Raw genomic sequence first — 15253 nt, forward strand, 5'->3', positions numbered from 1 at the left:
ATGCGCGGCAATCCGACACGGCTGGTGTCCTGGGGGCTGCCGCTGCTGACGGCGGCGGTCTACGCGGTGCTGGTGCTGCACTTCGGCCGCCAGCTGATCGCCGAGGCGCAGGGGCAGTTGCCGTTCGACCTGCGCGCCTGGGGCTATTCGCTGAACGCGACGCGCGACTATCTGCGCGCCCTCTCGCCCGCGGGCTACCAGCTGGCGGCGGGGCCGATCCTGTGGACCGACACGCTGTTTCCGGCGCTGTTGGGCCTGACCCTGGCCTGGTGGATGCGCCCTTATCGCGGCGCCTTCGGCATGGTCTGCGTGCTGGCCGCGATGGTCTATGTCGCGCTGGACTGGGGCGAGAACTGGGCCGTTCAGCGAATTCTGTTCGCCGGGCCCGACTGGCTGAACCCCGCCGACGCCGCCCGGGCGAGCGCCTTTACCCAGGGCAAGTTCGCGGCGCTGGCGCTGGCACTGGTTCTGGCTGCCCGACAAGGATGGCGCCGGCACCGCGGCTGAGGCCGGGGCCAAGGGGGTTTTCCACCCCCTTGGAACCCCCGAGGATATTTCCGGCACAAAGAAGGGGCGGGTCAGGCGGGAATGGCCCAGCTTTCGCCCGGGGCCAGGGCGCGGAAGCGGTCCGGTGCGATGCCGCGCGCCGCGCGCGCCTGGGCCAGCGCATCGAGCGGCGCCTCGCGCCCCTCGTCCGTCAGCTGGAAGGTGCCCCAGTGGTGTCCGATGCCCCAGCGCGCGCCGGACATCGCAAAGCCTTGCAGGGCTTCGTCGGGGTCCTGGTGCTGGGCGCGCATGAACCAGCGCGGCGCATAGGCGCCGATCGGCAGGATGGCCGCGCGCAGCGCCCCGTGGCGCGCGGCGAGGCCGCGATAGGGCCGCCCCTGGTCAAAACCCGTGTCGCCGATGTGCAGCACCTTGCCCGCGGGTCCGGCGACGACAAAGGCCGCCCACAGCGCCATCGAGCGGTCCCGCGTGCCGCGCGCCGACCAGTGGTGGCAGGGCTCGAAGGTCACGGTCAGCGGGCCGAGCGTCACCGCGTCGCCCCAGTCGCCGGTGCGTACGCGCAGTCCCCGCAGCAGTGCATCGTTGCCCAGGGGCGTGATGACCAACGGGTCATGCGCCTGCGCCAGCCGCCTGAGCGTCGCCCGGTCGAGATGGTCGTAATGATTGTGGCTGAGCAGCACCGCGTCGATGGGGGGCAGATCCTGAAACCGGATACCCGGGTCGATCACCCGTCGCGGTCCCGCAAACCGCAGGGGCGAAGCGCGATCCGACCAGACGGGGTCGGTCAGCACGTTCATGCCCGCCATCTGGATCAGCAGCGTCGCGTGGCCGACCATGGTCACGACGAGATCCGCGACCCTGGCCTGGGGACGGGCGGGCCGGGGCGGCGGCAGGCGGCGTGGCCAGCGCGCGCGTTCGGCCGACATCTGCCATCGCAGCATGTCGCGAAACCCGTTCGGCGGCGCGCCGCCGGGATTGAAGAACCGGGTGCCATCGAAATGGTCGCTGACCGGGCCCTGATAGTAGGGATTGCGCATGGGGCCTCCTGACGCCTCATATCGTCACGGGCGGGCGGGGCTTTCAACCCCGCGACCGCTGCGATAGGAAAACACGAGACGAAAGGGGCGCGCGATGATCTTCACGGTGGCGGTGGACGGGCCGGCGGCGGCGGGCAAGGGCACGATCGGGCGGGCGCTCGCCGACCGCTTCGGCCTGGCGCATCTCGATACCGGGTTGCTGTACCGCGCGGTCGGCGCCCGGGGGGGGGACCCGGTGGTGGCGGCGCAAAGCCTGACCCCCGCGGACCTGGCCCGCGACGACCTGCGCACCCTGGCCGCGGGCGAGGCCGCCAGCAGGGTCGCCGCGATCCCCGCGGTGCGCGCCGCCCTGACCCGCTTTCAACGCGAGTTCGCCCGCCGCGACGGTGGCGCGGTGCTGGACGGGCGCGATATCGGCACGGTGATCTGCCCCGAGGCCGAGGTGAAACTCTTCGTGACCGCCTCGCCCGAGGTTCGCGCCCACCGCCGCTGGCTCGAGGTCGGAGGCGACCAGGAGCAGGTCCTGGCCGAGGTCAGGGCCCGCGACCTGCGCGACACCAGCCGCGCCGACGCCCCCCTGAAGGCGGCCGGGGACGCGGTGACGCTCGACACCACGATGCTGTCGATTGACGACGCCGTCCAGCGCGCCGCGGATCTGGTCCGCGCGCGTCTCGCCCGCGCCCGCGCCCGGCCCTGAAGCGCAAAAAGGGCGCTCTGGCGGCGCCCCTTTCCCGTGCCCGACACACGCACGGGGATTTTCAAGGGGGGCGTGCCCCCCTTGAAGCGGGGGGTTCGGGGGGCGGCAGCCCCCCGACGCCCTCGGGACACTCCAAACCACCCTCAGCGGCGGCTCAGACCGACACCATGCCCTTCTCGACCGCGATCTCGCGCATCCGGTCTTGCAACTTCTCGAACGCGCGCACCTCGATCTGCCGGATCCTCTCGCGCGAGACACCGTATTTCGCGCTCAGATCCTCCAGCGTGACCGCCGGTTCCGCCAGGCGGCGTTCGGTCAGGATGTCGCGCTCGCGCTCGTTCAGAACCTCCATCGCCTCCATCAGCATCGCCTGGCGTGCCTCGAACTCGTCGCGCTCGGCATAGGCGGTCGCCTGGTCGGCGTCCTCGTCCTCGAGCCAGTCCTGCCAGCTCGACGACCCCTCCTCGCCGCCCACCGTCACGTTGAGCGACGCGTCGGACCCCGCCAGACGGCGGTTCATATCGACCACTTCCTGCTCGCTGACGCTCAGGTCAGCGGCCAGTTTCCGGACGTTTTCGGGGCGCAGGTCGCCCTCCTCGATGGCGCCGATCCGCGCCTTGGCCTTGCGCAGGTTGAAGAACAGCTTCTTCTGCGCGCTGGTGGTTCCCAGTTTCACCATCGACCACGACCGCAGGATGTATTCCTGGATCGAGGCCCGGATCCACCACATGGCATAGGTCGCCAGCCGGAACCCCTTTTCCGGATCGAACCGCTTGACGGCCTGCATCAGACCGACATTCGCCTCCGAGATCACCTCGGCCTGGGGCAGGCCATAGCCGCGGTAGCCCATGGCGATCTTGGCCGCCAGCCGCAGGTGGCTGGTGACCAGCTTGTGCGCCGCGCCGGTGTCCTGACGGTCCACCCAGCGTTTGGCCAGCATGTATTCCTCTTCGGGCTCCAGCAGCGGAAAGCGCCGGATTTCCTGAAGATAGCGGTTCAACCCCTGTTCGGGGCTGGGGGCGGGCAGGTTGGCGTAACTCGTCACCGGGCTCACTCCTTTCAGTCTCAAGGATTGCACGCAGGGATCTGCGGAATCCGTCGATATCGGTATGTAAGGGCTCTGCCCGGGGTTTCAACGGGGTTTACAGCACCGGGCTGATCGTCGCGGCCAGATTGTGCAGCAAACGCCGCGGCAGCGACCAGCGCGCGACGGCCGCCGCGTCGATCGCGTCGCTCTGGGCGATGTAGCGCGCCTGCCGGTCGCGGATCGCCCGGGTGGTCGCGGCATCGCTGAGCAGCAGGTTGTTCTCGAAGTTCAGCTCGAAACTGCGCCGGTCCAGGTTGGCCGACCCGATCAGCGTCCACTGCCCGTCCACGGTGAGCGTCTTGGCGTGCAGCAGCCCCTTGCGGAACTCCATCACCCGCACCCCGTCGCGCAGGAGCCCGCGGTAATAGGCCCGGCTGGCCCAACCGACAAAGCGCGAATCGTTGCGCGCGGGCAGGATCAGCGTCACCGCGACACCGCGCAGCGCGGCCGAGCGCAACTGCTCGTCCAGCGCCATCGTCGGCACGAAATACGGGGTCGAGATCACCACCTCGTGGCGCGCGGCGGCCAGGGCCAGGATCGCCACATCGGGCACGGCGTTCGCGGCGAAGCCGGGCCCCGAGCCGAACACCAGCCCGGGAAACCCGTCCTCGCCCTGCCCCGCCGGCCCCGGCGCCGCTACCGGAACCGCAAGCAGGGCCGACAGGTCCTCGCCGGTATGCGCCGCCCAGTCCGAGACGAACAATTGCTGGGTCTGCCAGGCCACCGGGCCCTCGACCCGCAAGAGGATGTCCACCCAGGGCGCGAAGCGCGCCTTGATGGCAAAGGCGGGATCGGCGCAGTTGCGGCTGCCGACATGGACGACGCGGCCGTCGATGACGAACAGCTTGCGGTGGTTGCGGATGTCGATGCGGCCCAGCAGCAGCCTGAGCGCCGACCAGCGCGTGCTGAACGCAACCCCCGTGCGCACCCCCGCGCCCCGCAGCGCCCGCCAGGTCGCGCTGCGCAGAAACCGGCGCGAGCCCAGCCCGTCCACCATGCAGCGCACCGCCACCCCGCGGCCGGCCGCGCGCGTCGCGGCCGCGGCCAGGGCCCGCCCCGTGGTATCGTCGAGCCAGATATAGACCAGGATGTGCACGCTTTCGGTCGCGGCGTCGATATCCGCGATCAGCGCGTCCATGGCGTCGTCCGCGCCTTCGGCCAGCGTGGCCCGATTGCCGCCAAGCGGCGCGAACCCGTTGACCGAGGCCGCCCTGTCAAAGGCCGCGCGGCCGCGGTCGGGAACGCGCGCGGTTTCGGCGCCGGGCGGCATGGTCGGCAAGACGGCGCGCAGCTTGCGCAGGCGCGCCAGCACGCGGCGGCCCGGGTTCACCTCGCCCAGCAGCAGATACAGGATCACGCCCAGCCCGGGCACCGCCAGAATCACCAGCAACCAGGCCAGCCGCGAGGCCGGCTCTCTCTCGGGGCGGGTCAGCGCGCGCACCAGCACCGCCAGTTGCAGCACATAGTGCAGCGCGAACGACAGCAACCAGGCGGCGGTCGGCTCCATCCGTCAGACCGGCTGATACAGCACACCCTCGCGCACCAGACGCCGTGCCAGAACCGCCTGCCCGTCCTCGTCAAGGTCGCAGTCCAGCTCGCCCACGACAAAGCCCGGCCCCTTGAGCGCGGCTCTCAGCGCGCCCTCGGCATGGGCGGGGAAGCTGATGTCGGTGCCATAGACGGACAGCACCACCGTATCGTCCTGCCGCGCGATGGCGCTGATCAGATGCGGCCGCAACGCGACGCGCGTGCCCACCGCCACCCCGTCCGAGGCGACGTGTTGCAGGAACTGCCCGGGCAACACCGGCACCCGGCGGTCGCGGAACTCGGCCGCGAACCCGTCGAGCACGGCGTCAGGGTCGATCGCCTGCGCGGCGCGGGTCAGAAGGTCGCGGAACGTCTGGCGCGCTTGCGTGCGGTCGAAACCGTCGTTGGCAAAGCCGGGCGGCACGGCACGGCGCAGCGCCGGGTCGGTCAGCGCCAGTTGCGAGACGGCCTCGACCACCAGATCCACCCAGCGCGGCGTCAGCAGGCCGGTGGTGATGTGCAGGGACATCTCGTCGGTGGCGCGCGCGTCATGCACCACGCCGCGCGGGCAATACAGCAGGTCGCCCGCGTTCAGCACGAATTCGTCGATCACCGCGCCGGGGGTGAACCCCTCGGGCTTGAACGCCTGCGAGCGTAGCGGCAGCTCCAGCGGCGAGTCGTAGATGCGCCACAGCTTCGATCCGTGGCATTGCAGCACGATCACGTCGTGGCTGTCGTAGTGCGTCTTGAACCCCTGGGCCTCGGCCGGGGTGAAGTAGATGTTGGTTTGCAGGTCGCAGCTGAACACCGTCTCGAGCGCGCGGCAATAGGCGGTCAGGCGGGGCAGCATCCGGTGCAGCGCGGGCAGGATGATCGTCGCCCCGGCTTCGAACTGCTGCGCCACGCGCGCCGGGTCGATCCACCCCGAGGCCTGCGCGTAATCCGCGACCGGCACGGGTTGGCCGGTGTTGACCATCTGCACCTCTTCGGTGGACAGCATCACGCTGGTCAGCACCTGGTCGATATCGGCCAGGGACAGCAGGTCGCGGTAATAATCGCGATCCTCGCGGCGGATGACGAGGTGGCGCTTTTCGAAATACTCGTCAAAGAAAACCTGGGGCGTGACCGGGGCAATCGCCCGGGTGAAATCGGTGACAGGGCTTGCCGGAATGGAATCTTTCATGTCAAATCTCCTTTTGACGTCGCGTCGGGATCGGGCCTTTGGCGAATCCCCCCGCGGCGCGGTGCTGTGCGCGTAAATTTCGTTCAGATTGGACAGGATTGGGAGATACGTTGCAATGGCTGACGAAACGAAAAAAGGCCGAAAGACCCTGACCGAAGACGCCATCACCTCGCGGCGCGGGATGGGGCGCAGGGCCCTGCTGCTGGGCGCGCTGGGCGGAGGCGCGGCGCTGGCGACCGCCGGGATGGCGACGCGGGCGCAGGCCCTGACCGACAGCGATTCGGGCAGTGGCGCGGACCCTGCGGGTCAGGGCCGGGGCACGGGGCTGACGGATTCCGACAGCGGCAGCAACGCCGACCAGGCCGGAAACGGCCGTGGCACCTACGCGATCACCGACCAGGACAGCGGCGCCAATGCCGATCCGGCGGGGCGTGGGCGCGGTCCCGGCGGTGTGCGCACGGGCATCACCGACACCGACAGCGGCAGCAGCGCCGACCAGGCCGGTTACGGCCGCGGTTGAGCGCGAAAAAGCAAGCGTTCGGGCCAGGTTACCGGCCCGCAACGCCCCTGCTGCGAGGGAAAAACGCTTGACGAGGGCGTTCTCGCACCGCAAGACTTCGCAGTATTGTTCAAACCATTGAGACGAGATCCATGTCAGACAAATCCAAAAACAGAAAATCGCTTTCCGAAACCGACATCACCACCAAGCGTGGCATCGGCCGCCGCGCGCTGCTTTTGGGCGCCTTTGGCGGGGCCGGCGTGATGGCCGCGACGGCCGCCAGCGCGGTCAGCGATTCCGACAGCGGCTCGAACGCGGACCCGGCCGGCCGGGGATATACCGGCGTCACCGACAGCGACGGCGGCGCATATGCCGACCGCGCGGGCCATGGCCGCGGCACCGTCCGGCGCAGCGTGACCGACGCCGACAACGGCAACATCACCGATCGCGCCGGCTATGGCCGGGGTCGGGGCGGCGTGCGCACCGGCATCACCGATGCCGACAGCGGCAACCAGACCGACCGCGCCGGCTACGGCCGCGGACGCTGAGACCGGGCCACTTCGACCGATCCCTTGCGAACGCGGGCCCCGGGGCCCGCGTTTCGCTTCGCGGACCGGCGGCTTGACGGGAGGCGACCGCACGTCGCAGACTGAAACGGGCATTCAATTCAGGAAAGCATTTCCCGCATGGCCAATTCCCCCAAAAAGACCACCCTCACCGACACCGAAGTCCAGAGCCGCCGCGGCGGGCTGGGCCGCAGGGCCTTTCTGCTGGGCGCCTTTGGCGGCAGCACCGCGCTGGCGGGTTGCGTGACGACCAGCATCACCGATTCCGACACCGGCCGTTACGCCGATCCCGCCGGCGGCGGCCGGGGCAGCGTGGGGCTCACCGATTCCGATTCCGGCCGCTACGCCGACCCGGCCGGCCGGGGCCGCGGCGCCCAGGGGATCACCGATTCCGACACCGGCCGTTACGCCGATCCGGTCGGTCGCGGTCGCGGCCGCAATTGCACCGATGCCGACGGCGGCGCCTATGCCGATCCGGTCGGCCGCGGCCGGCGCTGCTGACGACAGGTCCGCCTGACCCAGCGCCCGGGGGCGGTTCGGCGCCCAGGGCGCGTCAAGCCGTGGCGGATCAGCCGCCCAGCACCGCCAGAAGCGCCGCGAAATCGTCGGGCAACGCCGAGACGAAATCCAGTCGCGCGCCCGTCACCGGGTGGGTGAAACCCAGAACCGCCGCGTGCAGGGCCTGACGCGGAAAGGCCGCGACGGCCTCGGCCGCGCCAGGCGGCAGGGCGGTTGCCGAAACCTTGCGCCGGCCCCCATAGACCGTGTCCCCCACCAACCCGTGCCCGGCATGGGCCATGTGCACCCGGATCTGATGCGTGCGCCCGGTTTCCAGACGGCACTCGACCAGCGCCAGTTGCGGCGGTCGGCCAAAGGGCTGAAGGACCCGCGCGCGCGTCACCGCGTGCCGGCCTTTGTCGAAGTAGACCGCCTGTTTCTGGCGGTCGTGGCGGTGGCGGTCCAGACGGGTCGTCACCTTGATGATCCCGCCGGGTTCGAAGCTGACCCCCTTCACCCCCTTCAGGCGCGGGTCGCCCGGATCGGGAAGCCCGTGAACCAACGCCTGGTAGAGGCGGTCCACTGAATGATCCTCGAACTGCCGGGCCAGCCCGTGATGCGCGCGGTCGGTCTTGGCCACCACCAGCAGACCCGAGGTATCCTTGTCGATACGGTGCACGATCCCCGGCCGTCTGGCGCCGCCGATCCCGGACAGGCTGTCGCCGCAATGATGCAACAGCGCATTCACCAGCGTGCCGTCGGGCGTGCCGGGCGCGGGGTGCACCACCATGCCGGCGGGCTTGTCGATGACGATCAGATCGGCGTCCTCATGCAGCACGCGCAAGGGGATGGCCTGCGGGCGCGCCTCGAGGTCCTGCGCCTCGGCCAGGGTGATGGCGATCACATCGCCCTCGGCCACGCGGGTCTTGGTTTCGGTCAGCGCCACCCCGTCGCGGCAGACCGCCCCTTCGGCGATCAGCCGGGCCAGACGCGAACGCGACAGCGCGGCCTCCTCTGGCACATCGCGGGCCAGTGCCTTATCAAGACGGTCGGGCGGGTTCGCGCCGATGACAACCTCGATGGCGAAGGACGCATCCTCCATGTCTGACGATGACGACAAAGCACCCCTCCCGCCCGATCTGCGGTTCCTGAAAATCCTGGTGGGCACGCTCGCGGGCGTGATGATCCTGGGGCTTGTAACCATCGTCGGACTGCTTGTCACGCGGCTGGGAACGATCGCGCCCCTGCCACGCCTGCCCGACGGCACGGTGCTGCCCGACGGGGCCCAGGTCGCCGCGGTGACCTTTGCGCGCGACTGGCTGGTGGTGGTGACGACGGCCGACGAGGTGCTGTTCTACGCGCCCGAAGGCGGTGCGCCGGTGCGCCGCGTGACCCTGGGCCGCTAACAGCGGGGGGCCAGCCCCCCGCACCCCCCGCCAAAGGGGGTTTTCCACCCCCTTTGGATACCCCCGAGGATATTTCCGGCACAAAGACCGTCAGGGTTTGCGGAAGGTCATGTAGCGCGGCGCCCGGCCCTCGCGCAGGGCTTTCTGTTCGTAGCGGGTGGACAGCCAGTCCGGCCAGGCCTCGGTCGAATTCGAGGTCAGCACGAAGCCCGCCCCCGGCACTTCCTCGAGCGTCTGTCGGGCGTAGTCGGGAATATCGGTCGCGACACGGAATTCGGCGCCCGGCGCACAAGCGCGGAACAGCGGTTCGAGATGGTCTTGCGTCACGAAGCGGCGCCGGTGGTGGCGCGCCTTGGGCCAGGGATCGGGATAATTGAGGAACACCTTCTCAAGCCGCCCCTCAGGCAACACATCGAACAGGTCGCGCGCATCGCCGGGATGCAGGCGCAGGTTCGTGCAGGGCGTCTCGCGCAGTTGATACAACGCCATCGCCACGCCGTTCACGAACGGCTCGCAGCCGATCAACCGCACCCCGGGGTAGCGCGCGGCCATGTGCACCAGATGCTCGCCGCCGCCAAAGCCGATCTCCAGCCACCAGGGCCCGGCGCCCGGCAGCGCGGCGTCGAGGTCCAGCACCCGCCGGTCGGGGTTCTCGTCGATCGAGACATCGCGCAGGCGCAGTCCGGGCAGGTCCTCGACAAGATAGGCCTTCTGCGCCGGGCGCAGGGTCTTGCCATGCACCCGGCCATAAAAGTTGCGATGCGTGCGCAGGGCCGCCAGGGCGGGATGCGGGGGCAGGTCGGGCTTGGGGGTCTGGTCGCTCATGGCCCGCCGCCATAGCGATCCGGGCCCCGACAGGCAAGCCTTCTCACCTTGTCGCAAGAACGCACGGGAGGGTCCAGGGAGGGGGCGTGCCTCCTCCCTGGGCAGGGGGTGCGGGGGGCGGCAGCCCCCCGCCGCCGCCCCGGGCCGCCACCCAGATGCCGCGCGCCGCCGTTGAAGACCCGGGCATTCCGCGCTATCTGACCCCCATTCGCAACAGGACCTGCCCCATGACCCAGCCGCGCAAGCTCTTCATCAAGACCTACGGCTGCCAGATGAACGTCTACGACAGCGAGCGCATGGCCGAGGCACTGGGCGCTTCGGGCTATGTCCAGACCGACCGCGCCGAAGACGCCGACATGATCTTGCTGAACACCTGCCATATCCGCGAAAAGGCCGCGGAAAAGGTCTATTCCGAACTTGGCCGCCTGCGCCCGCTGAAGGACGCGAACCCCGATCTCAGGATCGGCATCGCCGGTTGCGTCGCCCAGGCCGAGGGGGCGGAAATCCTGAAGCGCGCGCCCGTGGTGGACCTGGTCGTCGGCCCCCAGACCTATCACCGCCTGCCCGCGATGGAAGCCGCCGTCCGGGCTGGCGCCCGCCCCGTGGACACCGATTTCCCCGAGGAAGACAAATTCGAGCACCTGCCCCGGGGCCCGCGCGCGCGCCGCGGCCCGACGGCCTTCCTGACCGTGCAGGAAGGCTGCGACAAGTTCTGCGCTTTCTGCGTCGTGCCCTATACCCGCGGTGCCGAGGTCAGCCGCCCGGCCGAGCGCCTGCTGCGCGAGGCGCGCGACCTGGTGGACCGGGGCGTGCGCGAGATCACGCTGCTGGGCCAGAACGTCAACGGCTACCATGGCGCGGGAACCGACGGCGCCGACTGGTCGCTGGCCCGGCTGGTGCGCGCGCTGGCCGAGATCCCCGACCTGTGGCGCATCCGCTACACCACCAGCCACCCCAACGACATGTCCGACGACCTGATCGCCGCCCATGCCGAGGTGGACAAGCTCATGCCCTACCTGCACCTGCCGGTGCAGTCGGGCTCGGACCGGGTGCTCAAGGCGATGAACCGCAAGCATACCGCCGACGCCTATCTGCGCCTGATCGAGCGGCTGCGCGCGGCGCGCCCCGACCTGGCACTGTCGGGCGATTTCATCGTCGGTTTCCCGGGCGAGACCGAGCGCGATTTCGAGGACACGCTCGCGCTGGTGCGGGCCGTGGGCTACCATTCGGCCTTCAGCTTCAAATATTCGGCCCGCCCCGGCACCCCCGCCGCCGAACGCCCGGTGCTGCCCGAGGCCGCGCTGGACGACCGGCTGCACCGCTTGCAAGCCCTCATCACCACCCAGCAGCGTGCCGCGCAAGAGGCGATGGTCGGCCGCGAGGTGCAGGTGCTGGTCGAGAAACCCGGCCGCCTGCCCGGCCAGTGGGTGGGCAAATCCGAGCACCTGCACGCCGTCCACGCCACCGGCCCCGGGCTGGAACGCGGCCGCCTGGCGCGGGTCAGAATCACCGCCAGCGCGCCCAACTCGCTGGCGGGCATCGCGGTCTGAATTCCGGCCCCGATTCCCGGCAGCGGGCCGCGGGCGCCGGGCCGCCGGCGCGAAACCGCGTGCTGCTTGTGCCACGGCGCACGGAAAACGCTAGGAATTGTAACAGGCTGGTGGGAATCGCCCTTCCAAACCCGTGTCGATTTGCTAAGGTTTCCGTCATGGTAGGCAGTGTCCCGCCTCAGGTCCCTCTGCTCGGGGCTTGATCGTGGTCGCGGGGCCTGCCAGGGGGTAACAAAAAAAGGACAAAGGCTGTGGGTCACTTGTTTTCCAAAGCCGTCCGGCTGATTGCCGGCGCCGCTGCCATGGCGCTGTTGCTGACCGGCCTGACAACGACCGACGCTATGGCGCAACGCCAGCGCACCATTGTCGGCGAACGCTACGTGCCGACCATCTGGATCGACCCGGACGGGTGCGAACACTGGGTCATCGACAACGGGATCGAGGGCTACATGACGCCCAACCGCACCCCGGACGGCCGCCCGGTCTGCCACCGCACCAACGTCTGCCTGACGGAAAGCACCGACACGCTGTTCGCGACCGGCAGCCATCAATTGCGCGCCGGCGCAGAGGAGCGCCTGCGCAACTTCTTCGCCCACAACAACTCGACCGCCTTCGTGGTCTATGGTCACACCGATCCGCGCGGTGGGTTCGAATACAACATGAACCTGTCCGAGAACCGCGCGCGCGTGGTCGCCAACGTGGCGATCTCGACCGGCGCCCGGGTGGCCACGGTTCGCGGCTTCGGCCCGATGTATCCGGTCGCGTCGAACAATACCGCCGCCGGGATGCAGCAGAACCGCCGCGTCGAAGTTCTGTGCGTTCAGTGAGCCCGGGGAGAGATAGCATGAAAACCACGAAACTCATCCTGCTCGGTGTCGCGGCCCTGGGGCTTTCGGCCTGTGTCAGTTCGACCGGCGGCAGCGGCAACAACGAGGCCGGCTTCATCGAAGTGAACCCCGCCGACAACACCTCGGACCGTCACCTGGGCGTGCAGAACCACCTGTCGAACATGCGTGACGCGGGCATCTGGGTCGATCCGCAGGGCTGCGACCATTGGATGATCGACGAGGGCGTCGAGGGCTACATGTCGGCCCGCCTGGACCCCTACGGCAACCCGGTCTGCTCGGGCATCGCGCCGCCCACAGTGGCCGTGGGCCGCTACCGCCGCGGCACCTGAGTCCCGGCACCCCAGCCTGTCGCAAGCGGCCCCCAACCCCGGGGGCCGTTTCGCATTGGGCGCTAGATGTCGCATTTCTGCATCGTTTTGCCCCTATCACTGGCGGTATCGCCGACGCGAATCGCCGCAGGCGCGATCTGTGCTTGCAGCGGGCCCGCGCGCTTGGCACCCTGAACCCCATCCGGGACACGCGCCGCGTCCCCCCATCCAGCAGGAGCGCCTATTGGGCATCAGCGCCTTGACCCCCCCGCCCGCCACCGCCGCGGATCCGATGCAGACCCTGCTCGAATTCGCCGACAACCGATTGCTGGTCGATCTGTGTGGGGAATACGACCGCAACCTGGTCAAGCTGGAAACCGAACTGGGCGTGCAGATCCTGCACCGGGGCAACCAACTGCGCATCATGGGTGAATCCGCGGCCCGCGCCCGCGCCGCCGACACGTTGAAATCGCTCTATGCGCGGCTTTCCGACGGCAAGCCGGTCGAAGCCGGCGACGTGGATGGCGCGTTGCGCCTGTCGCAAGGAGATGAGGGGGAACGCCAGTTGGAAATGTTCCGCACCGGACAGGTGGAAATCCGCACCCGCAAGAAGATCGTCGCGCCGCGCACCAAGGCGCAGCAGGATTACGCCCGCGCGCTGTTCGACAAGGAGCTGAACTTCGGCATCGGCCCCGCCGGCACCGGAAAGACCTATATCGCCGTCGCCGCCGCCGTGCATTTCTTTGCCGAGGGGCATGTGGACCGCATCATCCTGTCGCGTCCCGCCGTCGAGGCGGGCGAGAAACTGGGCTATCTGCCCGGCGACATGAAGGAAAAGGTCGATCCCTACATGCAGCCGCTCTATGACGCGCTGAACGATTTCCTGCCGGCCAAGCAGTTGCCAAAGCTGATCGAGGAACGCCGCATCGAGATCGCGCCCCTGGCCTTCATGCGGGGCCGCACGCTGGCCAACGCCTTTGTCGTGCTGGACGAGGCCCAGAACGCGACCGAGTTGCAGATGAAGATGTTCCTGACCCGTCTGGGCGAGGGGTCGCGCATGGCGATCACCGGCGACCGCAGCCAGGTGGACCTGCCGCGCGGTCAGGGCTCGGGCCTGATCGCGGCGGAACGCATCCTTCAGGGCGTGCCCGGCATTGGCTTCAGCTATTTTACCTCGGCCGATGTGGTGCGCCACCCGCTGGTCGCCCGCGTGATCGAGGCCTGGGACCGGCACGCGCCCTCGCAAGTATGACCCTGTCGCTGGACATCAACCCCGAGGACCCGCGCTGGGGCGATCTCGAGCCGCTGGCGCGCCCCGCGCTGGAGGTCGCGCTGCGTCATCTGGGCCATGACCCGGCGCGGTTCGAGGTCAGCGTGCTGGCCTGCGACGACGCGCGCATCCGGGCGCTGAACGCCGAGTTTCGCGGCAAGGACGCGCCGACCAACGTGCTGTCCTGGCCCGCCTGGGACCTGTCGCCCGAGACGCAAGGCGCCCTGCCCCTTCCGCCCGAACCCGGCACCCCCGAGGACCCCGAGCCCCTGGGCGACATCGCGCTGGCCTGGGAAACCTGCCAGCGCGAAGCCGCCGATCAGGCCAAGACCACGACGGATCATGTGACTCATCTTCTCGTTCATTCCCTGTTACATCTGTTGGGATACGATCACGAAACCGACGAAGATGCCGTCCTGATGGAGAAAACCGAGATCGCGGTGCTTGCGCAACTGGGTATCGCGAACCCATATGAGGACGACACCGGCCAACCCCTCGGGGTGGCCCGGGTGGATTGATGCAGCCAGGAAAGGCCCCATGACCGATACGCACACGGGTCCGGCGACGACGGCGGACCCTGCCGACGACCCGGACCAGAGTCCCGACGGCTCGCAACCCCGGGGCCTGTTTGGGCGCCTGTTCGACGCCCTCTCCCCGACCGAGGCCCAGGCCCAGGCCGAATCCCCCTTGTCCGACGCCATGCGTCAGGTGCTTCCCGGGCTGGCCAACCTGCGCCGCCTGCGGGTCGAGGATGTCGCGATCCCCAAGGCCGAGATCGTCGCCGTGCCGCGCGACATCGCCCGCGCCGACCTGATCGAGGTGTTCCGCGATTCCGGCTTTTCGCGCATTCCCGTCTACAACGAGACGCTGGACAAGCCGATGGGCCTGCTGCTGCTCAAGGATCTGGTGCTGCGCCAGGGATTTGACCTGAACAAGGGCGACCCCGATGTGGTGCCCATGCTGCGCCCGCTGCTGTTCGTGCCGCCCTCGATGCCGCTGGTCGTGCTGTTGCAGAAAATGCAGACCGAACGCACGCATATGGCGCTGGTGATCGACGAATACGGCGGGGTCGAGGGGTTGGTCACGATCGAGGACCTGCTGGAACAGGTGGTCGGCCAGATCGACGACGAACACGACACCGCCGACGAGCACCCCTGGACCGAGGAAAGCCTCGGGGTCTGGCTGATGCAGGCGCGCGCCATGCTCGACGACATCCGCGAGGCGCTGGGGATCGACCTGCGCGAAGCGGTGGACGACGAGGACGTGGACACGCTGGGCGGGCTGGTCTTTCTGCTGGCGGGCCGGGTGCCCGCGCGCGGCGAGGTGATCGCCCATCCCGCCGGCCACGAGATCGAGGTGCTGGATGCCGATCCCCGCCGCGTGAAGCGCCTGCGCCTGCGCCGGGCGGGCAGCGGCGGCACCCCGGACCCGACCGCCCCCTGACC

At 69.3% G+C, this 15253-nt stretch carries 18 protein-coding genes; 12 read left to right on the forward strand and 6 right to left on the reverse strand.

Going from position 1 to position 15253, the window contains the following annotated elements; genetic code table 11:
* On the forward strand, positions 1-507 hold the full coding sequence (locus H6900_14895) for a hypothetical protein (protein ID MCC0074568.1): 507 nt from the start codon (positions 1-3) through the stop codon (positions 505-507).
* A 71-nt stretch (positions 508-578) separates the two neighbouring features.
* Here H6900_14895 and H6900_14900 read toward each other — a convergent pair whose 3' ends face one another.
* Complete coding sequence (locus H6900_14900) at positions 579-1544, reverse strand: MBL fold metallo-hydrolase (protein MCC0074569.1); 966 nt, start codon at positions 1542-1544, stop codon at positions 579-581.
* A 94-nt stretch (positions 1545-1638) separates the two neighbouring features.
* Here H6900_14900 and H6900_14905 point away from each other — a divergent pair, with 94 nt between their 5' ends.
* Complete coding sequence (locus H6900_14905) at positions 1639-2241, forward strand: (d)CMP kinase (protein MCC0074570.1); 603 nt, start codon at positions 1639-1641, stop codon at positions 2239-2241.
* A 154-nt stretch (positions 2242-2395) separates the two neighbouring features.
* On the opposite strand, the gene rpoH is transcribed toward H6900_14905, so the two are convergent.
* The 3 genes from rpoH to H6900_14920 all read right to left on the reverse strand — a co-directional run bounded on the left by rpoH (position 2396) and on the right by H6900_14920 (position 6038).
* The gene (gene rpoH, locus H6900_14910) at positions 2396-3286 is read right to left on the reverse strand and encodes an RNA polymerase sigma factor RpoH (protein ID MCC0074571.1); all 891 of its coding nucleotides are present in this window, start codon (positions 3284-3286) and stop codon (positions 2396-2398) included.
* 97 nt (positions 3287-3383) lie between these two features.
* Positions 3384-4835 carry a PLDc N-terminal domain-containing protein gene (locus H6900_14915; GenBank protein ID MCC0074572.1) on the reverse strand — a complete coding sequence of 484 codons (1452 nt, stop codon included), beginning with the start codon at positions 4833-4835 and terminating at the stop codon, positions 3384-3386.
* Between the two features lie 3 nt (positions 4836-4838).
* On the reverse strand, positions 4839-6038 hold the full coding sequence (locus H6900_14920) for a hypothetical protein (protein ID MCC0074573.1): 1200 nt from the start codon (positions 6036-6038) through the stop codon (positions 4839-4841).
* Between the two features lie 115 nt (positions 6039-6153).
* On the opposite strand from H6900_14920, the gene H6900_14925 reads away from it, so the two are divergent.
* From H6900_14925 to H6900_14935, 3 genes are all read left to right on the forward strand, one after another.
* Positions 6154-6558: a hypothetical protein gene (locus H6900_14925; GenBank protein ID MCC0074574.1), complete on the forward strand. Its 405-nt coding sequence runs from the start codon at positions 6154-6156 to the stop codon at positions 6556-6558.
* Between the two features lie 131 nt (positions 6559-6689).
* The gene (locus H6900_14930) at positions 6690-7085 is read left to right on the forward strand and encodes a hypothetical protein (protein MCC0074575.1); all 396 of its coding nucleotides are present in this window, start codon (positions 6690-6692) and stop codon (positions 7083-7085) included.
* Positions 7086-7223: 138 nt separating this feature from the next.
* Entirely contained in the window at positions 7224-7604 is a 381-nt protein-coding gene (locus H6900_14935) for a hypothetical protein (GenBank protein ID MCC0074576.1), read from the forward strand.
* 67 nt (positions 7605-7671) lie between these two features.
* Here H6900_14935 and H6900_14940 read toward each other — a convergent pair whose 3' ends face one another.
* Entirely contained in the window at positions 7672-8703 is a 1032-nt protein-coding gene (locus H6900_14940) for an RluA family pseudouridine synthase (protein MCC0074577.1), read from the reverse strand.
* Here H6900_14940 and H6900_14945 point away from each other — a divergent pair.
* Positions 8702-9007, forward strand: coding sequence for a hypothetical protein (locus tag H6900_14945; GenBank protein MCC0074578.1), 306 nt, complete (start codon positions 8702-8704; stop codon positions 9005-9007). The genes H6900_14940 and H6900_14945 overlap by 2 nt on opposite strands.
* Before the next feature lie 90 nt (positions 9008-9097).
* On the opposite strand, the gene trmB is transcribed toward H6900_14945, so the two are convergent.
* On the reverse strand, positions 9098-9832 hold the full coding sequence (trmB, locus tag H6900_14950; protein MCC0074579.1) for a tRNA (guanosine(46)-N7)-methyltransferase TrmB: 735 nt from the start codon (positions 9830-9832) through the stop codon (positions 9098-9100).
* Positions 9833-10059: 227 nt separating this feature from the next.
* Between trmB and miaB the strand changes: the two genes are divergently transcribed.
* The 6 genes from miaB to H6900_14980 all read left to right on the forward strand — a co-directional run bounded on the left by miaB (position 10060) and on the right by H6900_14980 (position 15251).
* The gene (gene miaB / locus H6900_14955) at positions 10060-11382 is read left to right on the forward strand and encodes a tRNA (N6-isopentenyl adenosine(37)-C2)-methylthiotransferase MiaB (GenBank protein ID MCC0074580.1); all 1323 of its coding nucleotides are present in this window, start codon (positions 10060-10062) and stop codon (positions 11380-11382) included.
* A gap of 302 nt (positions 11383-11684) precedes the next feature.
* On the forward strand, positions 11685-12209 hold the full coding sequence (locus tag H6900_14960; GenBank protein MCC0074581.1) for an OmpA family protein: 525 nt from the start codon (positions 11685-11687) through the stop codon (positions 12207-12209).
* A gap of 17 nt (positions 12210-12226) precedes the next feature.
* Positions 12227-12559 (forward strand): hypothetical protein, encoded by a 333-nt coding sequence (locus tag H6900_14965; protein MCC0074582.1) that lies wholly within the window; start codon positions 12227-12229, stop codon positions 12557-12559.
* A gap of 271 nt (positions 12560-12830) precedes the next feature.
* Positions 12831-13790 carry a PhoH family protein gene (locus H6900_14970; protein MCC0074583.1) on the forward strand — a complete coding sequence of 320 codons (960 nt, stop codon included), beginning with the start codon at positions 12831-12833 and terminating at the stop codon, positions 13788-13790.
* Entirely contained in the window at positions 13787-14326 is a 540-nt protein-coding gene (gene ybeY / locus H6900_14975) for an rRNA maturation RNase YbeY (GenBank protein MCC0074584.1), read from the forward strand. Before H6900_14970 ends, ybeY begins: the two co-directional genes overlap by 4 nt.
* 19 nt (positions 14327-14345) lie before the next feature.
* Positions 14346-15251 carry a CBS domain-containing protein gene (locus H6900_14980; GenBank protein MCC0074585.1) on the forward strand — a complete coding sequence of 302 codons (906 nt, stop codon included), beginning with the start codon at positions 14346-14348 and terminating at the stop codon, positions 15249-15251.
* The last annotated feature ends 2 nt before the right edge of the window (positions 15252-15253 follow it).

Source organism: Rhodobacter sp., from assembly GCA_020637515.1.
Taxonomy (GTDB): domain Bacteria; phylum Pseudomonadota; class Alphaproteobacteria; order Rhodobacterales; family Rhodobacteraceae; genus Pararhodobacter.

Coding starts and splice junctions, on each gene's coding strand:
- H6900_14905 (MCC0074570.1), top strand. CDS start 1,639: ATGATCTTCACGGTGGCGGTGGACGGGCCGGCGGCGGCGGGCAAGGGC.
- miaB (MCC0074580.1), top strand. CDS start 10,060: ATGACCCAGCCGCGCAAGCTCTTCATCAAGACCTACGGCTGCCAGATG.
- H6900_14940 (MCC0074577.1), bottom strand. CDS start 8,703: ATGGAGGATGCGTCCTTCGCCATCGAGGTTGTCATCGGCGCGAACCCG.
- H6900_14925 (MCC0074574.1), top strand. CDS start 6,154: ATGGCTGACGAAACGAAAAAAGGCCGAAAGACCCTGACCGAAGACGCC.
- H6900_14960 (MCC0074581.1), top strand. CDS start 11,685: ATGGCGCTGTTGCTGACCGGCCTGACAACGACCGACGCTATGGCGCAA.
- H6900_14980 (MCC0074585.1), top strand. CDS start 14,346: ATGACCGATACGCACACGGGTCCGGCGACGACGGCGGACCCTGCCGAC.
- H6900_14945 (MCC0074578.1), top strand. CDS start 8,702: ATGTCTGACGATGACGACAAAGCACCCCTCCCGCCCGATCTGCGGTTC.
- H6900_14930 (MCC0074575.1), top strand. CDS start 6,690: ATGTCAGACAAATCCAAAAACAGAAAATCGCTTTCCGAAACCGACATC.
- H6900_14970 (MCC0074583.1), top strand. CDS start 12,831: ATGCAGACCCTGCTCGAATTCGCCGACAACCGATTGCTGGTCGATCTG.
- H6900_14920 (MCC0074573.1), bottom strand. CDS start 6,038: ATGAAAGATTCCATTCCGGCAAGCCCTGTCACCGATTTCACCCGGGCG.
- H6900_14935 (MCC0074576.1), top strand. CDS start 7,224: ATGGCCAATTCCCCCAAAAAGACCACCCTCACCGACACCGAAGTCCAG.
- H6900_14895 (MCC0074568.1), top strand. CDS start 1: ATGCGCGGCAATCCGACACGGCTGGTGTCCTGGGGGCTGCCGCTGCTG.
- trmB (MCC0074579.1), bottom strand. CDS start 9,832: ATGAGCGACCAGACCCCCAAGCCCGACCTGCCCCCGCATCCCGCCCTG.
- H6900_14900 (MCC0074569.1), bottom strand. CDS start 1,544: ATGCGCAATCCCTACTATCAGGGCCCGGTCAGCGACCATTTCGATGGC.
- H6900_14965 (MCC0074582.1), top strand. CDS start 12,227: ATGAAAACCACGAAACTCATCCTGCTCGGTGTCGCGGCCCTGGGGCTT.
- H6900_14915 (MCC0074572.1), bottom strand. CDS start 4,835: ATGGAGCCGACCGCCGCCTGGTTGCTGTCGTTCGCGCTGCACTATGTG.
- ybeY (MCC0074584.1), top strand. CDS start 13,787: ATGACCCTGTCGCTGGACATCAACCCCGAGGACCCGCGCTGGGGCGAT.